Annotated in this window: 14 protein-coding genes; 9 read left to right on the forward strand and 5 right to left on the reverse strand. The window is 71.0% G+C overall.

Going from position 1 to position 26,727, the window contains the following annotated elements; translation table 11 throughout:
• Positions 1 to 672: 672 nt before the first annotated feature.
• The 3 genes from QZ607_RS13985 (at position 673) to QZ607_RS13995 (ending at position 5,559) form a co-directional block, all read left to right on the forward strand.
• Entirely contained in the window at positions 673 to 3,531 is a 2,859-nt protein-coding gene (locus QZ607_RS13985) for a DEAD/DEAH box helicase (RefSeq protein ID WP_295883706.1), read from the forward strand.
• The gene (locus tag QZ607_RS13990; protein ID WP_295883709.1) at positions 3,528 to 4,847 is read left to right on the forward strand and encodes a ribonuclease H-like domain-containing protein; all 1,320 of its coding nucleotides are present in this window, start codon (positions 3,528 to 3,530) and stop codon (positions 4,845 to 4,847) included. Before QZ607_RS13985 ends, QZ607_RS13990 begins: the two co-directional genes overlap by 4 nt.
• 70 nt (positions 4,848 to 4,917) lie before the next feature.
• Complete coding sequence (locus QZ607_RS13995; RefSeq protein WP_295883711.1) at positions 4,918 to 5,559, forward strand: response regulator transcription factor; 642 nt, start codon at positions 4,918 to 4,920, stop codon at positions 5,557 to 5,559.
• 158 nt (positions 5,560 to 5,717) lie between these two features.
• Here QZ607_RS13995 and QZ607_RS14000 read toward each other — a convergent pair whose 3' ends face one another.
• Positions 5,718 to 7,967, reverse strand: coding sequence for a M1 family metallopeptidase (locus tag QZ607_RS14000; protein WP_295883714.1), 2,250 nt, complete (start codon positions 7,965 to 7,967; stop codon positions 5,718 to 5,720).
• Between the two features lie 130 nt (positions 7,968 to 8,097).
• Here QZ607_RS14000 and QZ607_RS14005 point away from each other — a divergent pair, with 130 nt between their 5' ends.
• The 6 genes from QZ607_RS14005 (at position 8,098) to QZ607_RS14030 (ending at position 19,320) form a co-directional block, all read left to right on the forward strand.
• Positions 8,098 to 9,279, forward strand: a complete 1,182-nt coding sequence (locus QZ607_RS14005) for a ChaN family lipoprotein (protein WP_295883716.1) — start codon at positions 8,098 to 8,100, stop codon at positions 9,277 to 9,279.
• A gap of 77 nt (positions 9,280 to 9,356) precedes the next feature.
• Positions 9,357 to 10,697, forward strand: coding sequence for a tRNA 5-hydroxyuridine modification protein YegQ (gene yegQ / locus QZ607_RS14010; RefSeq protein WP_295883720.1), 1,341 nt, complete (start codon positions 9,357 to 9,359; stop codon positions 10,695 to 10,697).
• A 154-nt stretch (positions 10,698 to 10,851) separates the two neighbouring features.
• A complete protein-coding gene (locus QZ607_RS14015; protein ID WP_295883722.1) occupies positions 10,852 to 11,361 on the forward strand; it encodes a hypothetical protein in 510 nt (169 codons plus the stop codon).
• 90 nt (positions 11,362 to 11,451) lie between these two features.
• Positions 11,452 to 13,119: an amidase family protein gene (locus tag QZ607_RS14020; protein ID WP_295883725.1), complete on the forward strand. Its 1,668-nt coding sequence runs from the start codon at positions 11,452 to 11,454 to the stop codon at positions 13,117 to 13,119.
• Positions 13,120 to 13,483: 364 nt separating this feature from the next.
• A complete protein-coding gene (locus QZ607_RS14025; RefSeq protein WP_295883728.1) occupies positions 13,484 to 15,931 on the forward strand; it encodes an EAL domain-containing protein in 2,448 nt (815 codons plus the stop codon).
• A 125-nt stretch (positions 15,932 to 16,056) separates the two neighbouring features.
• Positions 16,057 to 19,320, forward strand: a complete 3,264-nt coding sequence (locus QZ607_RS14030) for an AAA family ATPase (RefSeq protein WP_295883730.1) — start codon at positions 16,057 to 16,059, stop codon at positions 19,318 to 19,320.
• Between the two features lie 25 nt (positions 19,321 to 19,345).
• Here QZ607_RS14030 and QZ607_RS14035 read toward each other — a convergent pair whose 3' ends face one another.
• From QZ607_RS14035 to QZ607_RS14050, 4 genes are all read right to left on the reverse strand, one after another.
• A complete protein-coding gene (locus QZ607_RS14035; RefSeq protein WP_295883733.1) occupies positions 19,346 to 22,036 on the reverse strand; it encodes a lipoxygenase family protein in 2,691 nt (896 codons plus the stop codon).
• A gap of 227 nt (positions 22,037 to 22,263) precedes the next feature.
• Positions 22,264 to 25,071 (reverse strand): sulfatase-like hydrolase/transferase, encoded by a 2,808-nt coding sequence (locus QZ607_RS14040; RefSeq protein WP_295883736.1) that lies wholly within the window; start codon positions 25,069 to 25,071, stop codon positions 22,264 to 22,266.
• A gap of 103 nt (positions 25,072 to 25,174) precedes the next feature.
• Complete coding sequence (locus QZ607_RS14045) at positions 25,175 to 25,558, reverse strand: hypothetical protein (RefSeq protein ID WP_295883737.1); 384 nt, start codon at positions 25,556 to 25,558, stop codon at positions 25,175 to 25,177.
• A gap of 172 nt (positions 25,559 to 25,730) precedes the next feature.
• Complete coding sequence (locus QZ607_RS14050; protein WP_295883739.1) at positions 25,731 to 26,579, reverse strand: hypothetical protein; 849 nt, start codon at positions 26,577 to 26,579, stop codon at positions 25,731 to 25,733.
• Between the last annotated feature and the right edge of the window lie 148 nt (positions 26,580 to 26,727).

The raw sequence follows: 26,727 nt of genomic DNA on the forward strand, positions 1-26,727 counted from the left end.
TCCACGACCATGATCTACACCCATGTGATGAATCGCCCGGGGGTGCTGCCGGTGCGCAGCCCGGTGGATGGGTTGGGATGACGGGAGCGTTGGTCTTGGTGCGCCGGTGCCCTGATGCCAATCAGAGCAGCTCACCACGAAGACACGAAGAGCACGAAGCAGAAGACGCGGAAGGACAGCTGCTTGCCGGCAAGCTGCGCCGGGACTTCGCTCGCGCTGTGGGTCGAAGGCGCGAGTGTGCTTCGCCTGCGGAGTCCTCCTTGGTTCATCGTCGCGAAGCTCCTGCTTCGCGACGGCGGCCGGGAAGCTGTGCTTCCCGAGAACGGCCTTAGGCATCGGCGACCCCGGGAATCCGTTCCGCTCGCTTGCTCCATGGCCGCACGCGCCCCGCCACCCCTGCCTGCGCAGCACATCCGCAAGCACAGCTTCCGCGCTCGGGTCGCGAAGCTGGAGCTTCGCGACCAGGGAATCACCACGTAGCCAGGGCGACGCGGCGCAGAGCGTCCGCCCCAGCTCCGACGCTGGAACGTGGGAGCCAGCGCCCGGCCCGTGCTCGGACTCATGATCGACGCCCGGCGGCTCGGGCTGCGCTGGCGCAAGCGCGGCCCGGCACAGGCTCACAGGCTGAGCCTGTGCTGCGGTAGGCTCCGGGAAACGCACCCGGAGCCTGCCATGTCTGCTGTCCTTGACGCTTCGTCCGCCCGGCCCAGTCCCTCTGGGCTCGATCCGGCGCTGCCCGCTGGACCGGCAGTGGTCGGTGAGGGCACATCCAAGCCGCACGATGACCGCGTCCACCGCCTGCTCGGCGGCCTCAAGCGCAAGTATGCCGGGCGCATCACCGGTGAGCTGGCGATGCCGGCGCAGGCGGCGCGCTTTGCCGAGCTGCCGGAGGGGCTGCATCCGCGGCTGCGGGCGGCGCTGGCGGCGCGGGGGCTGACCCGGCTCTATGCCCACCAGCGCGCCGCCTGGGAGCGGGTGCAGGCGGGGGAGCATCTGGTGGTGGCGACGCCGACGGCGTCCGGCAAGACGCTCTGCTACAACCTGCCGGTGCTGGATGCGGTCTTGAGTCGGCAGGCGAAGGCGCTGTATCTGTTCCCCACCAAGGCGCTGGCGCAGGATCAGGTGGCGGAGCTGTCGGAGCTGAATCAGGCGTTGGTGGGCGGGGCGGGTGGTGCGGTCCGCACAGCGGAGCCTACGGGGGAAGGTGCCGGTAAAGGGGAGGGTGCTGCTGCGGCGCAGGTCCGCGCAGATGACGGCGTCGCGGCCCGCGCGCCGGACCCGGCGGGGTCCGTGCCCAGGGGCCGCTCTGCGGACCGGGGATCTGAGCGTGGCACCGGCGGCGGGTCCCTGGGCATCAAGGCCTTCACCTTCGACGGCGACACCCCGGGGGATGCCCGCAAGGCGGTGCGCACCCGCGGCGACATCGTGCTGTCCAACCCGGACATGCTGCATCAGGCCATCCTGCCGCATCACACCAAGTGGGCGCAGTTCTTCGAGTCGCTGCAATTCGTGGTGGTGGATGAGCTGCACGGCTATCGCGGCGTCTTCGGCAGCCATGTGGCCAATGTCTTCCGGCGGCTCTTGCGCATCTGCCGGTTCTACGGGGCCAGTCCGGTGTTCATCTTCGCGTCCGCCACCATCGCCAATCCGGCGGAGCTGGCGGGGCGGCTCATCGGTGCGCCCGTGCACGCGATCACCGACAGCGGTGCGCCGCGGGGGGAGCGGCAGCTTTTGCTCTGGAACCCGCCGGTCATCGACCCGGACCTCGGTATCCGGGCGTCGGCCCGCTCGCAGACCACGCGCATCGCCCGCGCGGCCACGAAGCAGGGGCTCAAGAACATCGTCTTCGCCCGCTCGCGGCTGATGGTGGAGGTCATCACCAAGTACCTGAAGGACGTCTTCGACCGCGACCCGCGCCGCCCGCCGCGGGTGCTCGCCTACCGCGGCGGCTATCTGCCGAGCGAGCGGCGCAGCGGTGAGCGGGCGCTGCGGGCGGGCCGCGTGGACTGCGTGGTAAGCACCTCGGCGCTGGAGCTCGGCGTGGACATCGGCGCCCTGGATGTCGCCGTGCTGAACGGCTACCCGGGCACCATCGCCGCCACCTGGCAGCGCCTCGGCCGCGCCGGGCGTCGCAACCGCCCTTGCCTGGGCGTGCTGGTGGCCACCAGCGACCCGCTGGATCAGTACATGGTGCGGCATCCGGAATTCTTCTTGGGCAGCTCGCCGGAGCATGCGCGCATCCATCCCGATCAGCTTCTGATCCTGATGGACCATGTGCGCTGCGCCGCCTTCGAGCTGCCCTTCCGCGACGGCGAGGGCTTCGGCGACTGCGCGGAGGACCTCGCCGAGATGCTCGCCTATCTGCGCGACGAGGGGCTGCTGCAGCGCCAGGGGCCGCAATGGTTCTGGGTGGCGGACAGCTATCCGGCCAATGCCGTGTCCCTGCGCTCGGTGGCGGAGGGCAACTTCGTGGTCATCGACACCACCGGCGGCGGGCAGACCATCATCGCCGAGGTGGACTACACCGGCGCCCCCGGCACCGTCTACGAGGGCGCCATCTACATGGTGCAGTCTCAGCCCTACCAGGTGGAGAAGCTGGACTGGACCGGCCGCAAGGCCTATGTCACCAGAACCCGGGCGGACTACTACACCGACGCCATCGATTACACCAAGCTCAAGATCCTGGCGGAATTCGACCGGGGCGGGATGGTGGCGGCGCTGCGCGGGGCGGGCGGGGTGGCTGCCGAGCGTCCTTATGCCGACAGCGACACCGATCCCGACAGCGATACCGAGACCGGCTCCGGCGCCGAGGCCACCGCGGCCGCCGCCCACGGCGAGGTGCACCTGGTGCGCCGTTATCCGGGCTACAAGAAGATCCGCTACTACAGCCACGACAACATCGGCTACGGCAACATCGACCTGCCGGACCAGGAGATGCACACCACCGCCGTCTGGTGGCAGCTGCACCCGCGGGTGCTGGCACGGGCGGTGGCGGAGACCTTCGGCAGCCGCGAGCGGCTGGTGGAGGGCTTCCTCGGCGCCGCCTACGCCCTGCACCACGTGGCGGCGCTGCGCGCCATGGCGGAGGTGCAGGACCTGGGCCGCGCCGTGGGCGACGGGCAGGGGCGCTGGTTCGCCGTGGTGGGTGCCGACGGCCGCGGCCAGCTGCGCGGGCCGGACAACCAGCCCCTGGACGCGCCGCCGCCCGGCGGCTTCGAGCCGACGCTCTTCCTGTACGACAACTACCCGGGCGGTGTCGGGCTTTCGGCGCCGCTGTTCGAGGCGGCGACGACGCTGCTCGCGGACGCCCTGGCGCTGGTGCAGGGCTGTGCCTGCACCGGCGGCTGCCCGGCCTGCATCGGGCCCATCCTGCCGGGCGACGAGCAGCGGGCGCAGCCGCCGAAGGCGCTGGCCGCCGCCGTGCTGGCGCTGCTCGGCGGGCGCTCGCCGGGAACCCTCACCGCGGGGACGTCGGGCACCGGCCAAGCCGCGGCGAAGCCCGGGCACGGCACCCGCCGGAGCGATGCATGAAGAGCCTGCGCGAGCGCCTGCGGCGGGTGCAGGGGGAGGCGGCGCCGGAGCCGACCCCGCCGGCGCCGGCGCAGCCGAGCCTTGCTGACCGCCTGAAGCGCCTGGGTGGGGCCAGAGCTGGTGCCGCCGGGGCAGCGACGCCGGCAGCCCCCGCAGCCCCCGCAGCAGCGGCGCCGCCGCCGACCCCTTCGCCCGCCCGCTCGGCTGCCCCTTCGGCGGCGGACGAGGCAGCCCTCGCCGCCCGGCTCGGTGCCGAGCAGCTCGCCCCCGGCGTGCTGCGGGTGGAGCGAAGCCGCCCCCTCGCCCTGGCGCACGGCCGCTGCACGGCGCAGCCGGACCCGGCCGCCGTGACGCTGCTGGAGCCGGATGCTCCGACGGACCCAGCCGGCTGGGTCGCCCTGGACACGGAGACCAGCGGCCTCGCCGGCGGCACCGGCACCTGGGCCTTTGTGGTGGGGCTCGCGCGCTGGCGGGCGGACCGGCTGGTGCTGACCCAGTACCTGCTGACCCGCCTGGATGCCGAAGCCGAGCTGCTGGCAATGCTGGGCGCGGACCTCGCCGACGCCGCGCTCCTGCTCAGCTACAACGGTAAGGCCTTCGATGTACCGCTGCTCGCGGCAAGGCTGCGCCTGGCGCGGCTGCCGGATGCGACGGCCGGCCTCGCGCATCTGGACCTGCTGCATCCGGTGCGCCGGGCCTTCAGCGGGGTCTGGCCCGATTGCCGCCTCGCCAGCGTCGAGGCACGCCTGCTGGGCCACAGGCGTGCGGATGACCTGCCCGGTGCCGAGGCGCCGGCGGCCTGGCTCTCCTGGCTGCGCCGGGGCGACGGCCGCCGGCTGGGTGCCGTGCTGGCGCACAACCGCGACGATCTGATCTCCGTCGCAGCCCTGCCGGCGCGGCTCGCGGCGGCGCATCACGCACCGGCGGCGCTCGGGGCCGATGTGCTGCGCATCGCCCGCTGGCGTCTCGCGGCGGGCGATCCCGCCGGCGCTCGGCGGCTGCTGGCCGCGGACGCGTCCGCCCTCGACGACGCCGCCCGGCAGCTGCTGGCCCGGCTCCACGCCCGCGCCGGCGACTGGCCGGCGGCGCTGGCCCTGTGGGAGCGCCTCGCCGCCGCCGGCGACCCGGCCGCGCTGGAGGCCCTGGCCAAGCACTACGAGCACCGCGCAAAGGACCCGGTCCAGGCCCTTGCCCACGCCCGGCGGCTGCCGCCGGGGCCGGCGACGGAGCGCCGCTGTCAGCGATTGGCGTACAAGGCGCGGGCGACCTGCCTGAGCAAGCATCTGCTGATCGAGCCGCCCGATGAGTGTCATTGACCGGGGCTCTGTGCTCGGCGATATAAGAGGCCGCCTTCTTCAGGCTCCACGGCAACCAACGGAGCGGCCCATGAGCATCAAAGTCGTCCTCGCCGACGATCACAAAATGATTCGCGAAGCCCTCGGCGCCTTGCTGTCCCGGGAGCCGGACATCCAGGTGGTGGCCTTCGCCGGCGACGGCGCCGAGGCGCTCACCCTCGCCCAGGCCTGGAAGCCGGACATCGTGCTGATGGACGTCTGCATGCCCGGCGTGGACGGCATCGAGGCCGCCATGCGCATCGTCAAGCTCCTGCCGCGCACCCGCGTCATCGCCCTGTCGGCCCAGGGCGAGCGGCCCTTCGTGTCACAGATGGTGGAGGCGGGCGTGCAGGGCTATGTGCTGAAGGACGAGTCCGTCGGCACGCTCGCGAGCGCGGTGCGGTCCGTGGCCGGCGGTCAGACCTGGCTGCCGGACAGCTCGCAGATCCTGAGCGGGCCGGAGAAACGGCTGCTGTCGCGCCGCGAGCGCCTGGTGCTGAAGGAGCTCGCCGAAGGCAAGCGGGCGCGGGAGGTGGCCGAGACCATGGGCATCAGCACCAAGACCGTGGATACCTATCGGCGGCGCATGATGTCCAAGCTCGGGCTGGAGTCCCAGGCCGAGCTGGTGAAGTACGCCGTCGCCCTGCACAGCGGCGCCGGCGAGCGCGTCCGCGGTGCGGCGGAGACGGCTTGAGGTCCGCGTTGCCCGTGCACCGGGCGCGGGATCGGGACTGATCGCCCGCACCGGGCTCGGCAGTGGCAGGGCATCGGCGCCGGTTCCGGCGCCCGAGCGCCGCAACCGGGGCCGCGTGCGCTGCTGCCGCCGACATCCATCGGCGGCCGTCTGCCGGTTTAACGCTCCACCAGCGTCCCCTGCACCGGCATGCGCAGCTGCGGGCGTGCGTCGGAGAGCCACAGCGTCAGCGCGGAATCCCCGGGCGGCCATTGGCCCTTCAGCTGGTTGTCCGGCGCGTCGCCGGTGAAGGTCAGATAGCCGTACTTGCCGTAGTGCGGCAGCTTGCGGGCGAGTCCGGGCACCGCCGCCGGCGTCTCTGCCGCGACCCAGCCGAGCGCGCGCGTCGCATCCCCGGCCGCCAGGGCCACACTCACGCCACGCTGCTCGGTGCCGGCCAGGGCCAGGCTCCGGGCAGCGGGATCGAGGTCCAGCCCGCCGGCGGTCCCGGCGAATGCGTCGAGAAAGGCGTTCTCCCAGCCGAAGAGCCAGACGGCGCCCGCGTCCGGCAGTTCATCCAGCGCCTTGTCCTCAGCGATCTCCCAGCCCGGGTGACCCCGCTGCCAGGCCTCCGCCAGGCGGCGGTAGGCGGCTTTGAGTGGCCCGGGTGCCGCCGCCGGCAGCACCATCAGCCCGGCCTCGGCGCCGAACAGGTTGCTGAGGGAGGCCGGCGATTCCTCCGGCAGCAGCCGGCGGAAGGTGTCGAACTGGGGGTCCACCGCCACGCGCACCGGCGCCGTCGCCAGCCGCGCCTCGAAGCGGGCACCGCGCTGCTTGAAGGGTGCCAGCACCCGCCGCGGCGTGCCGCGCTCGGAGTGCACCACCACCGGCACCGTCATCGGGAAGGGGGGCTCATCCTGCACCTGATAGACGCTGCCGGAGACCAGGAAACCGCCGCCCTCGGCCTGGGCCACCTCGACATTGCCGAGCTTGAGGCGGGCGGCGCCGGTACGAGTGGTCCAGGCGCTGAAGAAATCGTCCAGATCGCGGTTGCTGGCGAGCTCGAAGGCGAGCTTCAGGTCGTCGAAGTCGGCGGTGCGGAAGCGGTTCTGGCGATAGAAGGCCTTGAGCCCGCTCTTGAAAGTGTCCTCGCCCAGCATGACCCGCAGCATGTGCATGGTCATCAGCGTCTTGCCGTAACCGATGGCCTGGGAGGCGCTGCCGTGGCGACCGCGGAAGGCGGTGAGCGGGAAGTCCTCGCCGCTCTGCACGTAATCGGCGTAGGCCTTGAGCTGGTCGCGGCGGTAGTCGGCGCCGGCGCCCGCCAGGGCCTTGTTCAGATGGTCGGACAGGTAGGCCGTGAGCCCCTCGGACCAGTTGCCGCCGGCATAGTCCACGTAGACGCCGTTGCCCCACCAGTTGTGCAGGATCTCGTGGGGATAGGAGCTGTGCAGGATGAACGGCAGGCGCATCACCCGGGAGCCGAGCAGCGTGAAGGAGGGCATGCCGTAGCCCGTCTCCCAGAAATTCTCCACCAGCGCGAACTTGGCGTAGGGATAGGCGCCGATGAGCGCGCTGTAGCGGGCGAGGTAGGCGGCGGTGGCGTCCAGGTAGCGCGCGGCCAGGTCTGCGTCGGGCAGGCGCAGGTAGGCCTGGGCCTCGCCATGCGGCGTCTGCTGCCGATACAGCTTGAAGCGCGCGGCGCTGAGATAGAGCTCGTCCTGGGGCTGCTCCTCGGTCCAGCGGATCCGGGTGGCGTCGCCGTCCACCAGCTCGGGCCCCGCACCCTGGGAGACGGCGAGCCAGCCGGGCGGCAGAGTCACGGTGAGCCGCATGCGGTTCAGCGCGCCGGGACTGGTGGGATACCAGCCGGTATAGCCGGTGAGAAAGACGCCGTCCGCGGCGATGGTGCCCACCAGCTGCTGGCGCTCGCGGCCCATGCCCTCGCGCACCGTGGTCAGGGGGTGGCGGATGCGCCCGCCGTAGCCCAGCGTCAGGGTGCTGCCGGGGGCCTTGGGCGTGAGCCGGAAGCGCTCCAGATGGCCCTCACGGCCGATGCGCTCCAGCACGGCGTCGCCCGCCACCACCCGGGGGGCGAGCCCGTGGTGCAGCAGGAACACGAGCTGGCCGATGTCGGCGGGCAGTGTCAGTTTGTCCGTGGTGGTGAGGCGGCCCGCCTCCGGGTCCAGCGCCACCTCGATGTCATGACCGACGACGGGCTGCGCCAGGGCGGCCCCTGCCGGCGGTGCCGCCCACAGCAGCGCCCACAGCAGCGCCCACAGCAGCATTGGCAGCACCGCCACGGCGGGCAGCAGCGCGCGCAGTGTGAGCGCGCGGCGGGCCGGCGCCGGGCGCAGGGCAGGCGTATCGGCTCGGGGGCGAATGGGCGCGGCAAGGCTCGGCATGGGGAACTTCGGGGGTCGGCGCATGGTCGCTCCGTGGTCGGTTCGCGGCGGGCTCGCTGAGGAGCCGCGGCGGGCTGCACCGGGAGAATCCCGGGACGCGGCGCCGTCGCGCCCCCATAATGGAGATGTCCGCCAGACAATCACAGCAGGTGCCATGATCCAACGCCCCTTCACAACCCTTTCCGCCGCCGCCTGCGCCGCCGGCCTGCTCACGCAGGTCGCGGTCGCGGAGGCCACCGCCGCCGCCGCGGCCGACATGCTGCCCGGTCAGGACGAGATCCACGACACCGCCACCGCCGTGGTGGAAACGGCGAGCGTGGCCGGCATCGATGCGCTGCTGCCGCGCTTGCGCGACAAGCGCGTGGTCTTTGTCGGGGAGTCCCACGACCGCTACGAGGACCACCTGAACCAGCTGCGTATCATTCGCGGCCTGCACGAGCAGGGGCACGACCTCGCCATCGGCATGGAGTTCTTCCAGCGGCCCTTCCAGCCCGTGCTGGATGCCTTCATCGCCGGCGAGATCAGCGAGGCGGCACTGCTGCGGCAGACCGAGTACTTCACGCGCTGGCGCTTCGACTACCGGCTGTACCGGCCCATTCTGCGCTTCGCCCGCGAGCACGGCATCCCGCTGATCGCGCTGAACCTGCCGAAGGAGATCACCGACCAGGTGGGCGACGGCGGCATCGACTCCCTGAGTCCGGAGCAGGCGGCCCTGATCCCGGCGGACATCGACCGCGACGACGCCGTGTATCGGGAGCGGGTGGAGGCGGTGTTCGCCCTGCACCCGAAGGACGACGATGCCGACTTCGAGCACTTCATGGAGGTGCAGCTGCTCTGGGACGAGGGCATGGCGGAGCGCGCCGCGGACTATCTGCAAGCGCACCCGGACAAGACCCTGGTGGTGCTGGCGGGCACCGGTCACGTGGAGTACGGTCACGGCATCCCCCAGCGGGTGGCCCGGCGCATCGACGTGCCGGCGGCGACGGTGGTGAGCGGCAACATGCGGCCCTTCGACCCCGGGCTCGCGGACTACATCCTGTATCCGCAGCGGGTGGAGCTGCCGGCCACCGGGCTGCTCGGCGTCATGCTGGACACGGACTCCGAGGGCGAAGGCCTGGGTGTGCAGGGCTTCAGCGAGGACAGCGGCGCCAAGGCCGCCGGCGTGGAGGAGGGGGACCGCATCGTCAGCGTCGGCGACAGCCCCATCGACAGCTATGCCGACATCCGCATCGCACTCATGGACAGCCGCCCGGGGGAGGTGCTGCCGGTGGAGGTATTGCGGGAGAAGCTCATCGGCGGCAAGGAGCGGCTCAGCTTCGAGGTGGAGCTGCACTAGACGGCGCGGCCGCCGTCGATGTTTGCTCGGGTGACGCTGCGCTGACCCGACCTGCACGGAATTCCTGCCCGGTCCCCATGAGCGCGACCACGCCGCAAAAACCCGAGCTGCTTGCCCCCGCCGGCACGCTGAAGGGCCTCGAATACGCCCTCGCCTACGGCGCCGATGCGGTCTATGCGGGCGTGCCGCGCTACAGCCTGCGGGTGCGCAACAACGACTTCGATCTCGCCAACCTCGCCGCCGGCATCGAGCGGGCCCATGCCCGGGGCCGGCGTTTCTACCTCGCCGCCAACGTGCTGCCCCACGGCGCCAAGGTCCGCACCTTTCTGGACGACATGGCGCCGGTGGTGGCGCTGGGGCCGGATGCCCTCATCATGGCCGATCCCGGGCTCATCCTGCTGGTGCGCGAGCGCTGGCCGGACCTGCCCGTGCACCTGTCGGTGCAGGCCAATACCACCAATGCCGCGGCGGTGCGCTTCTGGCAGCAACAGGGCATCAGCCGCGTGATCCTGTCCCGGGAGCTGTCACTCGCGGAGATCGCCGACATCCGCACCGCCTGCCCGGATGTGGAGCTGGAGGTCTTTGTCCACGGCGCCGTCTGCATCGCCTATTCCGGGCGCTGCCTGCTGTCCGGCTATTTCAACCACCGCGACGCCAACCAGGGCAGCTGCACCAACGCCTGCCGCTGGGAATACCGGCTCGCGCGGCCGGCTGCGCCTGCTGGGGCAGGAGCGGCCGGCACCGACGGTACGCCGGCCGCCGCACCCGCCGCCGCCAGCGCGCGCCATCCCGCTGCGGACGAGGTCTGGCTGCTGGAGGAGGCGAAGCGGCCCGGCGAGTACATGCCGGTGCTCGAGGACGCAGCGGGCACCTACATCCTGAACGCCAAGGATCTGCGTGCCGTGCAGCACGTGGCCGCGCTTGCGGCCATGGGTATCGATTGTCTCAAGATCGAGGGCCGCACCAAGTCCCACTACTATGCCGCGCGCACCACCCGGGTCTATCGGCAGGCCATCGACGACGCCGTCGCCGGGCGCGCGTTCCGGCCGGCGCTGCTGGACGAGCTGGAGGGGCTGGCGAACCGCGGCTACACAGAGGGCTTCTACCGCCGCCATGCCCCGGAGGCGACCCAAAACTACGCCGACGGCGCCTCGCGCAACCACCGGCGCATCTTCGTCGGTGAGGTGCTGGACCTGGATCCGGGGACGGGGCTGGTGGAGGTGGCGGTGAAGAACCGCTTCGCCGTCGGTGACGAGCTGGAGCTGCTCACGCCCGCGGGCCGGAGCCTGCTGCGGGTCACGACCCTGCTCGGCCCGGACGGCCGGCCCCTGGACGCGGCACCGGGTGACGGCTGGCGGGTGCGCCTGCCCCTGCCCTGGCCCCAAGCCGGTTACGGGCTCCTGACGGCGGCAGCCTAAGAGAAACCCTGAGCGCGGCATAGGCCGATCGGCCCGCTTGTTGCAAAGGGCGGAAAAACGGCTACTGTCGTCGCTCAGTGGACGCTGCCGGCAGGGGGGCTTTGCTAATCTGGCCGCAGTTTCGGCAACCCTAGGGCACATCGGCCTCGCTGCCATGACCGTCAACCTGCTGCACGCCGCCGTGGCCGCAGCGCGCGAAGTCGCGAACCTGATCCTGCTCGGCGGTCTGTTCTTCCTGTTGTACGTGCAATTGCCGGCCATCGCCCGGCTGCGCTCCGCGCGCGCCCGGCTCGCACTGCGCAAGGCGAGCTTCGGGCGTGTCTTCCTCTGGGGCTGGCTCGGGCTCGGGGTGCTCTGGCTCACGGCCGTGTACGACCTGCTGCGGGCAGACGGGCAGCTGCCGGCCTACTCCGGCGCCGCCGCGGCGCTCGCGGCGGTATTCACCTTCATCTTCCTGATCGCCCAGTTCGGACTCTATACGCAGTCCATCATCGCCCTGGAGGAGGGCAACGCCGAGCGCGCTGCCTGGCTCAACCACCACCTGCGCTGGGTGCTGCGGGTCGCCTTCCTGCTGGCGCTGTCGGTGCTGCTGCTCCAACAGGTGGGGCCGGCGCTGATCCCACCGGAGGGCTTCTCGGTGCAGGCGCTGCTGCCGTCGCGCTGATCCCCTGGCTCCAGCCGCTCCCGGCCGCCGGGCGCGCCGCTGGCGGCTGGCTTCGCGTATCCTCTGCCGGGAGTCAGGGGAGCAACCACAATGAACCGAACGAGCCCGCCGTGGCACCCTGGTGCGGTGCTGCGCCAACTCCGTGCGCTCTGCTTGGGCGCTGTCGCACTGGTCGCCACGGCAGCGGTGGCGTCCGAGGCCGTGGACAGCGGGGAGGACGCGGCATTCGAGCTCCTGGAAGCCGACATCCCGGCCGTGCAGGCCGCTTTCGCTTCCGGCAGCCTCACCGCCGAGGCACTGACCCGCGCTTATCTGGCGCGCATCGAGGCGCTGGACCGCGCCGGACCTGGCCTGAACAGCGTCATCGCCGTCAATGAGCATGCCGTGGAGGATGCCGTTGCCCTGGACGCGGAGCGGGCGGCATCCGGCGCCCGCGGGCCCCTGCATGGCATCCCCGTCATCGTACGGGATGATCTGGACACCCTGGAGCTTCCCACCACCGCCGGGTCCGCAACCCTGCGCGGCCACGAGCCGCTGCGCGATGCCTTCGTGGTGGCGCGCCTGCGCGCCGCGGGCGCCGTGGTGCTGGCCAAGGCGAACCTGAGCGAGCTGGGCTTCGCCGCCGGGCGCCCCGGCTACAGCTCCGCCGGCGGGCAGACACGCAATCCGTACAATCCGCGGCGGGGGCCGTCCAGCGCCGGGGACGGCGCTGCCGTGGCCGCGAACCTGGCCATGCTGGCGGTGGGGACGGACACCGTCGGCGGGCTGCGGGGACCGGCCGCGGTGACGGCGCTGGCGGGCCTCAGACCCACGCTCGGCCTCACCAGCCGCGCCGGCATCGTGCCCACGGCGCTCAGCCTGGAGGTCACCGGCCCGCTCGCGCGCAGCGTCCGTGATCTGGCGCTGACGCTGGATGTCATTGCGGCGGAGGACCCGGCGGACCCGCGCACCGCGGACCCGCCGGCGCGGCCGGACAGCTACTCCGCCGCCCTGGCGGAGGCAACGCTCGATGGCGCCCGGCTCGGTGTCGCCGTGGACTACCGCGGCGGCAACGCCGAGGTGGATACTGCCTTTGCGGCGGCGCTGGCCCTGCTGCGCGCCCAGGGCGCGAAGCTGGTGGAGCTGTCCCTGCCCGACAGCGTTCTGGACGGTCGCGCGGTGATCCTGGACCGGCTCATCGACACCGAATTCCGCGACCAGCTCAATGCCTACCTGCTGCACACCGAGCAGGGCATGCCGCATTCGCTGGCGGAGCTGCTGCGCATGAGCCGCTCGCCCCTGATCGCAGGCTCGCCGACACCGGTGCATCCGGGGCGCATCGGCGCACTGACCCGGGCACTGCAAAGCCCCGGGCTCGCGGACCTGCACTACCTGCACGTCCTCTCGCGGCGGCTGCCGGCGGCCCGTGCCGCCGTCGCCGAGCTGTTCGAGGCGCACGCGCTCACCGCCCTGGTGCTGCCCACCATGCTGTGTCCCGCCGCATCGCTGCTGGATGACTACGACACAAGCTACGACTGCGATGCGCACGACCCGCAGCAGCCGTCTTACCTCGCCTCCATCGCCGCCCTGCCGGAGCTGACGCTGCCCATGGGCTGGACCGAGGCGGGTCTGCCGCTCGGCCTGTCCTTGGTCGGTCCCGCCTTTTCCGAGGCACGGCTGCTGGCGCTGGGCCATGCCTTCGAGGCCGCCGCCGGCGCCCGGGAGCCGCCGCCGCTGCCGGAGGTCTCCCTCGGCCAGCCGCGCGTGCCGGCCGACTAGTGCTCCAATGCGGAGGTGGTGCGGCCGCCACGGGTCCGCCCACTTCAGTCGGCACCCCTGGGCAGGCGGACGTCAGTCCGCCGCTGGCGAGTCATCGCGCGGCACCGGATTGCTCACGGCGCTGTACGCGCATGCCCGACCATCAGCAAGCATTCGGGAGAGGCCCGCTCATGACCTCCGGGGGCCGTCCACGGTATGATCGCCCGTTGCGGTGGTCGTGCTCCCGGGCCTCGGCTTCTACCCCATAGCGGGCCGGGCGTCGGCGCCCTCGGCTGACCGGTGCCCGGCATCCGCGCAGTCGCCGCAAGGCCGCAGCCGCAGGCCCCGCGATACCGCTCCGCCACCACGCGACCTCCTGCCGGACATGGCGTCAGAACGCCGCAGCAGCGACGACTTGCAGGCCACACCAGCCGCGGCGGGCCGGGTGCTGGCGCGCGGCGACTGTGCCGCGCTGGACTGGCTGCAAGCGCCGGTCTGGGTGTTCGACACCGAGCACCGGCGCATGTGGTGGGCCAATCAGGCGGCCCTCGCGCTGTGGAGCGCAGGAAACCTCGAGGAGCTTCTGGCGCGGGACTTCGCCGCCGACATGTCGGCGGTGACGGCGGCCCGGCTGAAGGACTATCTGCGCCGCTTCCGCGCCGGCGAGACGGTGCTGGAGCAATGGACCTTCTACCCCCGCGGGCGGCCGGTGACCGTGCACTGCACCTGCTCGGGCGTGCGCATCGACGACGGCCGCCTGGCCATGCTGGTGGAGGGGCGTCCGCCGCCGGAAGCTGCCACGGGCGACGCGCTGCGGGGTGTGGAGGCGGTGCGCTACGCCCCCGTGCCCATCGCGCTGTTCGACACCACCGGCCGGGTGCTCTTCCACAACCCGGCCGCCACCGAAGCCTTCGGACCCGTGGCAAAGGGCGCCGCAGGCGGCTTCGTCGAGCGCTTTCGCGAGCCGCTGGTGGGTGAGCGCATCTGGCGGCAGGTGCAGGCCGGCGTGGAGGTGAGCGACGAGGTGGTCGTGCTCACCCGCAGCGGCGAGCGCCGCCACCGCCTGCGCTGTCGCCTCACGGAGGATCCGGCCACCGGCGCCCCGGCCGTTCTCGCCGTGCACGAGGACGTGACGGAGATCAAGCGCACCCAGGCCTCGCTGGAGAAGCTCTCCCGGGCCGTGGAGCACAGCGGCAGCGCCGTGATGATCACCGACGCGGCGGCGCGCATCGAGTATGTGAATCCGCAGTTCACGCGCCTGACGGGCTATACGGCGGCGGAGGTCACCGGCCGCACGCCGGCCATGCTGCGCACCGCCGAGACGCCGCCGGCGGTCTACACTCACCTGTGGTCCACCATCGGCGCCGGTGAGGTCTGGCGCGGCGAGCTGCACAACCGCAGGAAGGACGGCTCGCTTTACTGGAATCTGCTCACCATCGCGCCGATCCTGGACCCGGGCGGGCGCATCCGTCACTTCGTGGGCGTGAGCGAGGATGTCACGGCACTCAAGGAAGCGCATGCGCGGGCCGAGCAGCTGTCGCGCTACGGCGGCCTCACCGGGCTCGCCAACCGCCGGCTGTTCACCGAGCAGCTGGCGGACCAGGTTGCGGCGGCGCGGCGGGGCGGCTCAACCGCGGCGCTGCTGTTTCTGGACCTGGACGGGTTCAAGGAGATCAACGACACATTGGGCCATCAATTGGGCGACCGCCTGCTGTGCGAGGTCGCCCAGAGGCTGCGCGCCACCGCAGGCGATGGCGACACCGTCGCGCGCCTGGGCGGCGATGAATTCGCACTGCTGCTGCCGGGCTGTGCCGAGGCGGAGACCGCCGCCGCGATGGCGCAGCGCATCCTGGCGGCGCTGCGACGCCCGCTCGACCTGCCCGGCCTGCAGCGCCCGGTGGCATCGAGCATCGGCATCACCCTGCTGCCCCGGGACGGCGCCGATGCAGACGCGCTGCTGCGCAACGCAGACCTCGCCATGTACAGCGCCAAGCAGGCCGGGCGCGGGCGCTGGGCCTTCTTTCGCCCGGACATGAATGCCGCCATCACGGCACGGGTGCAGCTGGAGCGGGAGCTGCGCGAGGCGCTGCGCACCGACGCGTTGATGCTGTGCTACCAGCCGGTGCTGCGGCTCGCGGATATGGCCGTCGTCGGCGCGGAGGCGCTGGTGCGCTGGCAGCACCCGCGCCACGGCCTGATGCTGCCGGCGTCCTTCCTGCGTGTCGCCGAGGACACGGGGCTCATTGTCGAGCTCGGCGAGCGGGTGCTGGCGCTGGCGTGCGCGGATCTGCACGCCAGTCTGGCGGACACGGGCCTTGCATGGATCAGCGTCAACGTTTCCGCGCGCCAGCTCGGCGCGCCCGGCTTCGAGTCGCACCTGCGGCGTGTGCTCGCGCAGCACTGGACGGGGCCGCTGCGGCTCAAGCTGGAGCTCACCGAAACCACGTTGATGCAGCACGGCGGTCCCGACGATGCCCTGCTGTCGCGCCTGCGCGATTTGGGCATCGGCCTCGCCGTGGACGATTTCGGCTCCGGTTGCGCGTCCATGGCGGCGCTGAAGCAACTGCCGGTGGACAGCCTGAAGGCGGATCGCGCCTTCATCCGCGCGCTGCCGCAGGATGCCGGCGAGCGCGCCATCATCACCGCCGTGCTGACCTTGGCCCGGGGGCTCGGCATCGGCGTCGTGGCCGAGGGCATCGACAGTCGGGCGCAGCTCGACTTCCTGCGCAGCGTCGGCTGCGACTTTGGTCAGGGCTTCCTGCTCGGGCGGCCCATGCCGGCGCCGGTGCTGAGGGCCTGGCTTGAGGCGCGCTCCGCAGACCCTGGGAGATGATGGCAAAACCCTTCATTTCGGCGCCGCAACCGTGCGATGCTCGCCGTCGCACTGCACGATGGCCACCACGGGCGCCGCGTCGGCGCTCGGCGCCGCCGCAGCTGCGCCACCCAGGGTACAAGACCATGACAGTCCCGCCCCAGCGCGATCAGCGCGTCGATGACTGGCTGGCCGGGCTCGGCCTGGCGGAGCTCGCCGATGTGCTCGCCCGCGAGCGCATCGACTGGGAGCTGCTGCCGGAGCTGGGCGCGGCGGACCTGCGCGAGCTCGGCATCCCCCTGGGCCTGCGCAAACGCCTGCTGCAGGGCCTGGAGACCCTGCGCGCGACACCGTCACCGGTCCGCTCGCCGCCGGCGGAGGACGGCGCCGAGCGCCGCCTGCTGACGGTGCTGTTCTGCGATCTGGTGGGCTACACGGCGCTTGGTCAGCACCTGGACGCCGAAGACCTGCAGGACGTGCTGGATGCCTACCGCCGCTGCTGCGGCGCCGCCATCGAGCGCTTCGGCGGTCATGTCGCCAACTATCTCGGCGACGGCATCATGGTCTACTTCGGCTATCCCCGGGCCAGCGAGCAGGATGCCGAGCGCGCCGTGCACACGGCGCTGGACCTGATGCAGCGCCTGGCGGCCGAGCCCCCCGTGCACGGTATCCGCATCCAGGCGCGGGTGGGCATCGCCACCGGCCCGGTGGTGGTGGGCCGGCTCATCGGCCTCGGCACCGCCCGCGAGCGCTCCGTGGTGGGGGAGACGCCGAGCCTCGCGGCACGCCTGCAATCCCTGGCCGGCCCGGACGGCATCGCCGTCGCGGAGAGCACCCACAGGCTCACCGGCGGCTTGTTCGAGTGGCAGGACCTGGGCACGCATCCGCTCAAGGGGTTCGCGGCCCCGGTGCAGGCCTGGCAGCCGCTTGCGGTGCGCCAGGTGGAAAGCCGCTTCGAGGCCGTGCGCCAGACCGGACAGGGCGGCGCGGCGGACGGCCCGCCCATGGTGGGGCGGGAAGCGCCGCTGCGTGAGCTGCTGTCCCTGTGGCAGACCTGCGAGGCGGGCCGCGGCGCCCTGGTGCTGCTGCGCGGGGAAGCGGGCATCGGCAAGTCCCGGCTCACCCAGGCCCTGCGCGCCGCCGTGGCCCAGCGCACGCACCGGGCGCTGCGCATGTACGCCTCGCCCTATTTCAGCAACACCGCGCTCTACCCGCTGATTGCGCAGCTGGAGCGCTCCGCCGGCTTCCACCGCGACGACAACACCGACACCCGGCTCGACAAGCTGGAGCGTCTGCTCGCCGAGACCGAGCAGAACCGCCCGGAGGTGCTGCCGCTGTTCGCCGACGTGCTGTCCCTGCCCACCGATCGCTGGCCGAGCCGCAACCTGACGCCGCAACTGCGCCGCGCCGAGACCCTGCGCGTGCTGCTGGAGCGCCTGCGGCGGGTGGCGGCGGATGCCCCGGTGCTGCTGGTGCTGGAGGACCTGCACTGGGTGGACCCCACCACCCTGGAGCTGCTCGCCAAGGCCGCGGACATGCTGGCGGAGCTGCCCATCCTGGTGGTGCTGACGGCGCGCCCGGAATTCAGTCATCCCCTGTTCGACGCGGACACCGCCCACCCCGCCGCCCGGGTGCTGACCCTGGAACGGCTCGCACCCGGCGACACCGCCCGCGTCATGGTGGCCCTGGCCGGCAAGCCCCTGGCGCCGCGACTCTACGAGCGCATCCATGCCAAGGCGGACGGCGTGCCCCTGTTCGTCGAGGAGCTCACCAAGAACCTGCTGGAGAGCGACGCCCTGGAGGAGCGCGACGGCGAGCTGCGGGCCGCGGGCGGCGACGACGCCCTGGCCATCCCGGACACCCTGCAGGACTCGCTCATGGCGCGCCTGGACCGCCTGGAGGATGCGCGGGAGCTGGCGCAGGTGGGGGCGGTCATCGGCCGGCAATTCAGCGCGGCGCTGCTGGCACGGGTGCTGGAGCGCGAGCCGGCGGCGCTGGCGGCGGGCCTCGGCCGTCTTGCGGACGCGGAGCTGGTGTTCACCAGCGGCAGCGACGCCCACCGCCAGTACAGCTTCAAGCACGCGCTGGTGCAGGACGCGGCCTACAACAGCCTGCTGCGCCGTCGCCGCCGGGGCCTGCACGGCCGGGTGGCGGATGTGCTGGAGGCGGAGTTTCCGGAAGTTGTCGCGGGCGAGCCCGAGCTGCTCGCCCACCACCATGCCGGGGCGGACCACCCGGACCGCGCCGCGGGCTATTGGCAGCGCGCCGGCGAGCGGGCCCTGCAGCGCTCCGCCAACGAGGAGGCCATCGCCTACCTGGACCGCGCGCTGCCCATGGTGGAGCGGCTGCCGGCATCGGTGGCGCGCAATCAGCTGGAGCTGGGGCTCTACGCCAGTCTGGGGCCGGCGCTGATGATGGCCCGCGGCTACACCGCACAGGAGGTGCAGCGGGCCTATGCCCGCGCCGGCGAGCTCTGCTCCCAGGTGGGGGAGACGCCGTTGCTGGTGCCGGCGCTGTTCGGGCTCTGGATCCACTACGCCGCGCGCTTCGAGCTGGCCGAGTGCCGCCGCATGGGTGAGCAGCTGTTCGCCGTCGGTGCCGCGTCGGGAGATCCGGACCTGATCCTGGAGACCCACGTGGTGCTGGGTGCGACGACTTTCCACATGGCCGAGCTGGACAAGGCCGCCTCGCACCTGCGCCACGTGGTGGCGCATTACGACCCGGTGCGCCACGGCGAGCACGCCTACACCTACGGGCAGGACCCCGGGGTGGCGGCCGGGGTGTATCTGGCCAATGCGCTGTGGTGCGCGGGCGCCCGGGAGGATGCCCTGGCCAGCCTGGATCAGGCCCTGCGCCTGGCCCGGGACCTGGGCCATCCCTACAGCCTGGCGCTGGGACTGGTGTTCGCGGCGCGGGTGCAGCAGAAGGAGCGCGATGCGGCAGCCACGGAGCGGCTGGCGCAGGAGGCCGTGAGCCTGGCGCAGCGCCAGGGCTTCCCGGCGGTGCTGTGCATGGCCCAGGGGCTGCTCGGCTGGGCGCTCGCGGCCCGCGGCGAGCATGCGGCGGGCCTGGAGGTGCAGCGCCAGGGGCTCGACTTCGGCCAAGCCATCGGCCACGGCGTCTCCCGCGCCTGGTTTCTGGCGCTGCTGGCGGACTCGGCGCTGGACGCAGGCGACCTGGATGCCGCCGGGGCGGCGCTGACGGAGGCCACCGCCAACATCGCCCGCATCGGCGCCCAGGCGGAGGAGGCGGAGGTCTACCGGGTGATGGCGCGCCTGCACGCCCACCGCGGCGAGGACGCGGCGGCCCAGGAGTGGCTGCACCGGGCGCGGGAGCGTGCGCAGGCCCAAGGGGCGCTCGGCTGGCACCGGCATCTGGATGCCCTTGCCGCAGAGACCGCGACCGGCTGAGCGCGGGGCGGGGGCTGCTGGTGGCTCAGATCTCGATGCTCTCGCCGATGCCCGCCGGCAGCAGATAGTCGCGGGCGCGCTGCTCGCCCTGGCTGCGCGCGCGGATGGCCGCGCCGATGGCGTCCAGGCGCCCGCGCAGCTCGCCCACCAGCTGCCACACCGCCGGCAGGTCCGCGAAGGACGAGAAGCCGTAGGTGCCGAGGGGCTCGTCGCTCGGCTCGCTCAGCAGATGCACCATGAGGATCTGCTGGGCCGAGGCCCCGAAGCCCGGCAGGGCACGCATCAGGTCGTCCTCGCTGGCGCTGCACTTGTTGGTGGGCGCCGGCGCATACAGGGCGCCGGGCACATTGGGCACATAGCCGAACATGTCGTACTGGCCGTTGTTCACGGCGGCGTGTCCGGCGCTGGCGGTGTAGACGATCTGAGTCACCAGGTCGGCGAGCAGGGCACGGTCGCCGATGCCGCCGGCGCCCGGGAAGCCGCGGATGCGCCCGCCTGCGTCGGCGGCAAGCTCCTGCGCCCAGGCCTGGAGCTCAGTGTCGGCGACGACGCTGGCATCGTCCGGGTAGAAGAGCGCCAGATAGCCGCTGACGAAGGCGTGCAGCGCGGCCCAGAGCGCCTGCACGTCCTCGCGGTAGTCGTAGCGGGGCAGGGCGTCCGCGTCCATGACGCCGCGGCGCTTCAGGTCTTCGATGGGGTGCATGTCGGCATAGGACCACTCGGCCCAGGCCCGGCCGAGCAGCTCCAGGCTGCCGGCGGCGCCTGCGGCCAGGGTCTTGTCGATGGGGCCGCCCGGCGCCAGCAGCTTGCGCCGCGCGGCGTCGTTGATGGCCATGGTGTAGCGGAAGTGCGGTGTGAGCAGGGCGCTCAGCGGGTGGTCCGGGTGCAGCTGCCGGGCGCTGGCGACGGCGAAGACCTCCATGACCAGATGCGTGTGCAGCAGGTGCACGACGATCTCGTGCATGTGCGCATCGGCGCTCTGTAGGAAGCGGGTCACGGTGAGCCAGAGCCAGGCCGGGTCCTTGGGCGTGAAGATGGGGTTGTGCGGGCCTGGCACCTGGCGCAGCTGGGCCGCGATGGGCAGAAGACGGCCGAGCCGGTCCACATAGAGCAGGCAGATGGGCGCGGTGAGATAGCCGTTCTTGGTGCTGATGGTCTCCAGCAGCGGATAGTCCAGCAGGTAGAGCCGCCGCGCCGCCATGGCCGAGGCCAGGGTCTCGCCCGGGTCCAGCAGCCCCTCGACCAGCGCGTCGGTCACCGGGAGCTTCTCCGGTAGGGCGTCGCAGCGCCGCAGCATCAGGGGATTGATGCCGGCCAGCCGCTGCCGGGCGTATTCGGCATCTTCTGTCCAGCGCCGCGCCGTCAGGGGCTTCTGGCGCACGGAATAGAAGACCTCGTAGCGCCGGATGCCCTTGAGGCTGCCGAAGGTCCAGCGGGGCCAGGCGAGCAGCAGGTCCAGTACTGTCACCGCGAGGTCGCTGTTCATGCGCCAGCGCTTCTGCAGGTCGAAGGCCTCCCGCGCCGGCAGCGTTGCCACGTGCGGCGGGGCGTGCTCGGGGTGCGCCCAGCGGTAGGTACTGCGCGTCAGCGCCAGCTGCTCGTCACGCCGGCGACGACCGTCGGCGTTCTCGTCCTGCGGCAGGCGCAGGGCCTGCGGGCGGGTGTTGGGCTCCGGCACCTCGCGGGCGTCGGGGATGGCCCCGGGCATGCCGAACAGGCGGTAAGACAGCAGCCGCGCGCGCTTGGTCCAGATATCCAGCCGACGCAGATGGTTGAGCGACGCCGGGTCATGGATGGAGCGGGCCTTGGGCACGCTCATGCACTTGGGCAGGTTCGCGATGTGGAACCACATGCGCTGGCCGGCGCGATAGTCCAGGGCGCGGTCCAGCGACACCTCCGCCAGCGGCAGCCAGGGGTGGGTGTCTTCGTTCCAGGGCTGCACGCAGTTGAGGATGGCGCGATCGTCGTCCGGGCGGCGGCGATGCAGCTGCAGCTCCAGGTGGTAGCGGATGGGGCCGCGGGCGATGCGGGCGGCCAGATCGTCCTTGAGGTAGTTGCGCGAGCGGGTCTCGCCGGGGCGGATCAGCTGCCGCCACAGGCATTCGAGCTCCGCCTCGGTGGCGCGGCCGTGGCCCTGCTCGCGGTCCTCCGGCAGCAGCCGGAACTTGATGTAGTAGTCCACGCCGTCCGCGTCGCGAAAGCCGAGCGGGGTCTTGGAATGGTAGCGCAGCCGGGTGTAGCTCTCGGGGTAGCGCAGGGCGCCGCGGATGCCCGCGATCTCCTCCGGATAGCGCTTGAGGTAGGGGACGATGTAGGGGTCGCGACCGCGGATGGTGGCCCACATGAACTGCAGGAAGGTGTAGGCGTCTTCGAAAGGGCCGGCATCCCCGCTGTTCATCATCAGGTCCAGCGGGCTGTCGTAGGGCGCATCGGCGAGCTTGAGCGACGCCGCCCGGGCCACCAGCCGCGCATCGTCCATGTAGGAGACGCTCGCGTGCCGCAGCCGGCACGGGAACACCCGCCCGGGGGTGAAGAAGTCGTTCCGCGGAAAGGCAGGGTTGTCCACGATACGCACCCGGCCGGCCAGCGCCATGCCGTTCTCGTGCGACATCCGCACGCGCTTGAACAGGGAGTTCAGCGTGATCAGCAGCAGGATCAGGAAGCTCACCAGCGCCAGCAGCAGCCGGTCGTACAGAAACTGGAAGAACGCCTTCACGGTGCAGCCTCGGCCGGAAACCAAGCCCGGACTGTACCGCAAAGGCCGAGCGCTGAATGCGCATTATTCACCTTTACGCCAGCGATTCGGCTCGGTAATGAGTCAGGCGCGATCGACGACCCCGAGGAAGCGCTGGAGCCCGCGCCCTGGCGCCCGCGCTGAAGCACGGGCGCCAGCGGGCCGAAGACGCGTGTCGCGTCCCACGGACGCGGCGCTCGCCGGAGGGCTCAGTGCGGCCCACTCTGCAAGTGCTGGATCGGACTGCCGTCAACGGCGGTCGCCCGGGACGCCTCCAGTGTCTTGGCGTCCTCCGGCGTGAGCTGCGGGCGGTCGACCGTGATGGTCAGCTTGTTGAGCTGGGCGGTGAGCGGGAACGGCGGCTTGTAGTCGGCGTCGTTGACCCCGGTCAGGGTATCCGAGCCGATGTCGAAGCTCTCGTCCCACTGCAGGATGATGGGCAGCGTGTGCTTGAGCTTCTGCGTCTGCACAACCTCGCCATCCACCTTGAGGACGCCGGTGCCGGACTGTCCGATGCCGCTCATGTTGTTGTAGGCGAGGGTGCCATCGCCAAGGCCGTCGTACTGGAAGTCGAACTCGATGGTGTGCTGTCCGGGGGAGAGCGCCTCTGGACCTTCCCACTTGACGCGCTTGAGGTTGATCAGGTTCCACAGGAAGACCGGCTTCCCATCGAGCAGGTAGAAACCGTAGCCGGCAAAGCGCCCGCCCGAGGTGAGGATCATGCCCTCGGCGCCACCCGCCGGCACGGTGATGTCGGCCGTGATGGTGTAGGAGCTGTTGAGCAGAGACGGCGAGTCACCCTGGGGCAGACCGACCATCGGGCGCGTGTAGACGAACGCGGTGCGCCCGGCGGTGATGTTCGGGCGCGGTGCGGCCATGCGTGCCGCCACCGATGCATTGAGTGGAAACACCTGGTACTTCCTGGCTTCCGCGATGAACTTCTCCTTCAGCTCCGCCACCTTCTCCGGATGGTCGGCAGCGATGTCGTTGGACTGGGTGAAGTCTTTGGTCAGGTCGTAGAGCTGGAAGGTTTGGTTGTTGAGCGGGTCGGGATTGGCCGCGCCGAAGGCTTGCCAGGGCGCCCGATTGACCTTGGTGCTCAGCAGCCAGCCGTCGTCGTACAGCGCCCACTGCCCCATCATCTCGAAGTACTGGGTCTGGTGGCGCGCCGGTGCGTCGGCGTTTTCGGCGTCGAAGGTGTAGGCGAAGCTGGTGCCCTCGATGGGTGCCTGCTCGATGCCGTCAACCTCCTCGGGTGCCGCGATGCCGGTGACCTCGAGGATAGTCGGCACGACATCGATGACATGGATGAACTGCTCGCGCAAAGCACCCTTGTCTTTGATGCGCGCCGGCCAGGCGACGACCATATTCTGGTTGATGGCGCCGAGCCGGGAGGCGTTCTGCTTGAACCAGTCGAAGGGCGTGTCGAAGGCCCAGGACCAGCCCGCGGACATGTGGTTGTAGGTCTCCTCGGTGCCCCAGACGTCGTACCACTGCATCTGGGTCTCCACCGGCATCTCATTGACGCCGTTGAAGAAGGCCACCTCGTTGGGGGTGCCGAGCGGGCCGCCCTCGGCGCTGGTGCCGTTGTCGCCGTTGATGTAGATGATCAGCGTGTTGTCGAGCCGACCCACGTCCTCGAAGGCCTGGACCACACGGCCGATCTCGTGGTCGGTGTAAGCGGCGTAGGCGGCAAAGACCTCCACCTGACGGATGAAGAGCTTCTTCTCGTCATCGGTGAGCTGGTCCCAGGGCTTCAGCAGCTCATCCGGCCAGGGCGTGAGCTGCGAATCCTCCGGAATCACGCCGAGCCGTTTCTGGTTCTCGAAGATCGTCTGGCGCAGCGCCTCGTAGCCGTCATCGAACAGGTTCATGGCCTGGATCTTCTCGACCCATGCCTGCGTGGGGTGGTGCGGCGCGTGCGTGGCACCCGGCGCATACTTGATGAACAGCGGCTTGGACGGATCGGTCTGATGCACCCGGTAGATGTAATCGATGGCGTCATCGGCCATGCCGGTGATCAGGTTCCAGGTCCCCTCCTTGCCGTCGAAGGGATAGATCTGTGTGGTGTTGCGGAACAGGTTCGGCTGCCATTGGTTGGCGTCGCCGCCGACGAAGCCGTAGAAGTACTCGAAGCCCATGCCCGTGGGCCACTTGTCGAAGGGACCCGCCTGGCTGGCGGCGAAGGCCGGCGTGTTGTGGTCCTTGCCGAACCAGGCCGTGGCGTAGCCGTTCTCCAGCAGGATGCGACCGATGGTGGCCTTGTCCTCGGCAATGATGCTGTTGTAGCCGGGATAGCCGGTGGACTGTTCCGAGATCACGCCGAAGCCGGCGGAATGGTGATTGCGGCCGGTGATCAGCGCCGCCCGCGTCGGCGAGCACAGGGCGGTGGAGAAGACGCGGTTGTAGCGCAGCCCCGCGTTGGCGATCTGGTCCATGGTCGGCGTCGGGATGACGCCGCCGAAGGTGCTCGGCACGCCGAAGCCGGCGTCATCGGTGATGATCAGCAGGATGTTCGGTGCCTCCTTGGGCGGCGCGATGCGCGGCGCCCACCAAGGCGTCGAGCTGAGCGCATCGTCCTTGATCACGCCGCCGAAGGGCGGTGCGGGTGCCGGGAGCTGCTCGCCGCTGATGGTCGCCGTGGCGTCGGGTGCGCCCATCGTGCCGGCGATCACCTCATAGCCCGCGGCATCCGCACTCGCGGCGCCCGCTGCTGCCGGCATACCCTGTCCCGGGATCGCGAGCTGCTGGCCCACGTCGATGACGTCAGTGCTCAGGTCGTTCTTTGCCTTCAACGCTGCGAGTGACACACCGAAGCGCGCGGCGATATCGGACAGGTCGTCGCCTGCTGCGACCTCGTAGGTGGACGTGTCAGGGTTGTAGGCGCCTTGCGCATGGGGACGGGCGCCTTGGTCCTCGGCCGCCGCGGCGGTGGCGAACAGCAGCACCAGGCCCAGCGCGGCGGCGGTGAATCCACCTCGCCCCGGGCCGACGGCGAGCATCGGATCGAACATCATGGAGTCTCCTCGTTTGGCTCAGTGGGACGGTCAATCGAGACAAGGGGCACGCCGGGTGCTCCGCTGATCGGTGCGGTGCGGCCGCGAAAACCCATGGCATCGATCAGGGTTGGTTGGGGATGTAGGCATACGCCTTGGGTACGTCCATGCCCTTGATGGTGAACGCCTGATCGCTCCAGAAGCTGCCGAGCTTGACGGTCTCGCCGGCCGGATACTCGCCGACGCGGCCATCGCCGCTGCTCATGACTTCGTAGCTGCCTTCTCCCGGCGGCATCTTCAGGTAGACGGTGCAGGGGCTGGAGTTGCAGGTGCCGGTGTCGCCCGGCGCGAGCGTGATCTCGTCGAAGCCCGAAATATCCTTGTCGCCGGCCTGAAGCGTCGCAGCACTGCCGATCAGCAAGCAGAGCAGCGCGCCCGTGAGCACGCCCGGCAGCATGCGGTTGCCAATGGCATTGATGTGGACATCATGCTGGTTGTGCTTCTTCATCGGGTGTCCTCCGTCAGGGTGGTGATCGAGCGCTTGACGACTCAGTGCGAAATGCAATCCAGGTGCTCCAACAGCTTGATCGTCCAGGGGCCGGGCTGATCGCGCCGCGGTGGCCGCTGCACCCAGGGGGGCCGGTGCGCGGCCGATTGTCGGATCCAGGTGCCGCAGGCGCTCACCAGCGGAAGCCGATGCCAAGGCCCGGCCCGTGCAGCGTCAGATCCATGTCATTCGTGTCGAGCTCATAGCCGATGGCGCGGTAGGCGAGGGTCACCTCGCCCCAGTCGAACCGGTAGCCGAGCCCGAGCATGGCCTGCCAGGTCCAGTTGGAGCCGGCGGTGCCGATGTCTGCGTAGTAGGGGACGTACCAGTCGGAGCCGGGAAACAGGATATGCCCGCGTGCGCCGATGATCCCGTCCCAGAGGTCCTGGTCCAGCGAAACCTTAGGCTGGCGGAGAAAGCGTCCGTCCTCGCCCAGCAGGGTGAGCTCCAGGTCGCTGGTGATGCTCAGGTAACGGAACCCCGCCATCAGGTCGAGATCGAAGGTCGGCCGCTCCACGACCCGGTAGCCCGCGGCGAGTGTCCATGCGGTGGTGCTGAGATCCGTTCTGGCCTTACGGGAGATGTCGGCATCCAGATTGCCGCGCGGTCCGGAGACGCGACGCAGCGTCGTCTGCGACTGCGCGAAGCTCGTATAGAGCACGTCGGTGTAGACCGACCATGGCCCCTTGCGGGCCTCGCCCATGGCCATGACGGCCATGTTCAGGTTCTCAAGGTAATCCCTCGGGCCGAGGTCGGTGCTGATGCTGACGGGGCCGAGCTCGTCACCGTTGGCATTGCGCAGGCTCCGCACGCTGATCTGCGCACTGGCATCCACGGCGGGGAGCCAGAGGTAGGGCGTCGCCTGGAACTGCCAGTCGGTGGCGCCCGTGTCCGCCGCCGCGAGATGGACCCCTGCGCCCATGCAGAGCGCCGCCAGGGCGGGCAGTACCGGGGTGCGCAACGGCAAGGAGATCTTGAGCATACCTGTCTCACTGGGGCGGTCTCGCGACGCGCTGCGGCACAGCATCGCTGCGGTGCCGACGCCGGGCGGGCGAGCACAAAAGGAGCCGAGAGTCGCTCCAGGGGTATTCCCCGAACGGCCTAACGGGATGCTAGTCCAGCGATCCGGG

The sequence above is a fragment of the uncultured Thiohalocapsa sp. genome (assembly GCF_913063425.1).
Taxonomy (GTDB): Bacteria; Pseudomonadota; Gammaproteobacteria; order Chromatiales; family Chromatiaceae; genus Thiohalocapsa.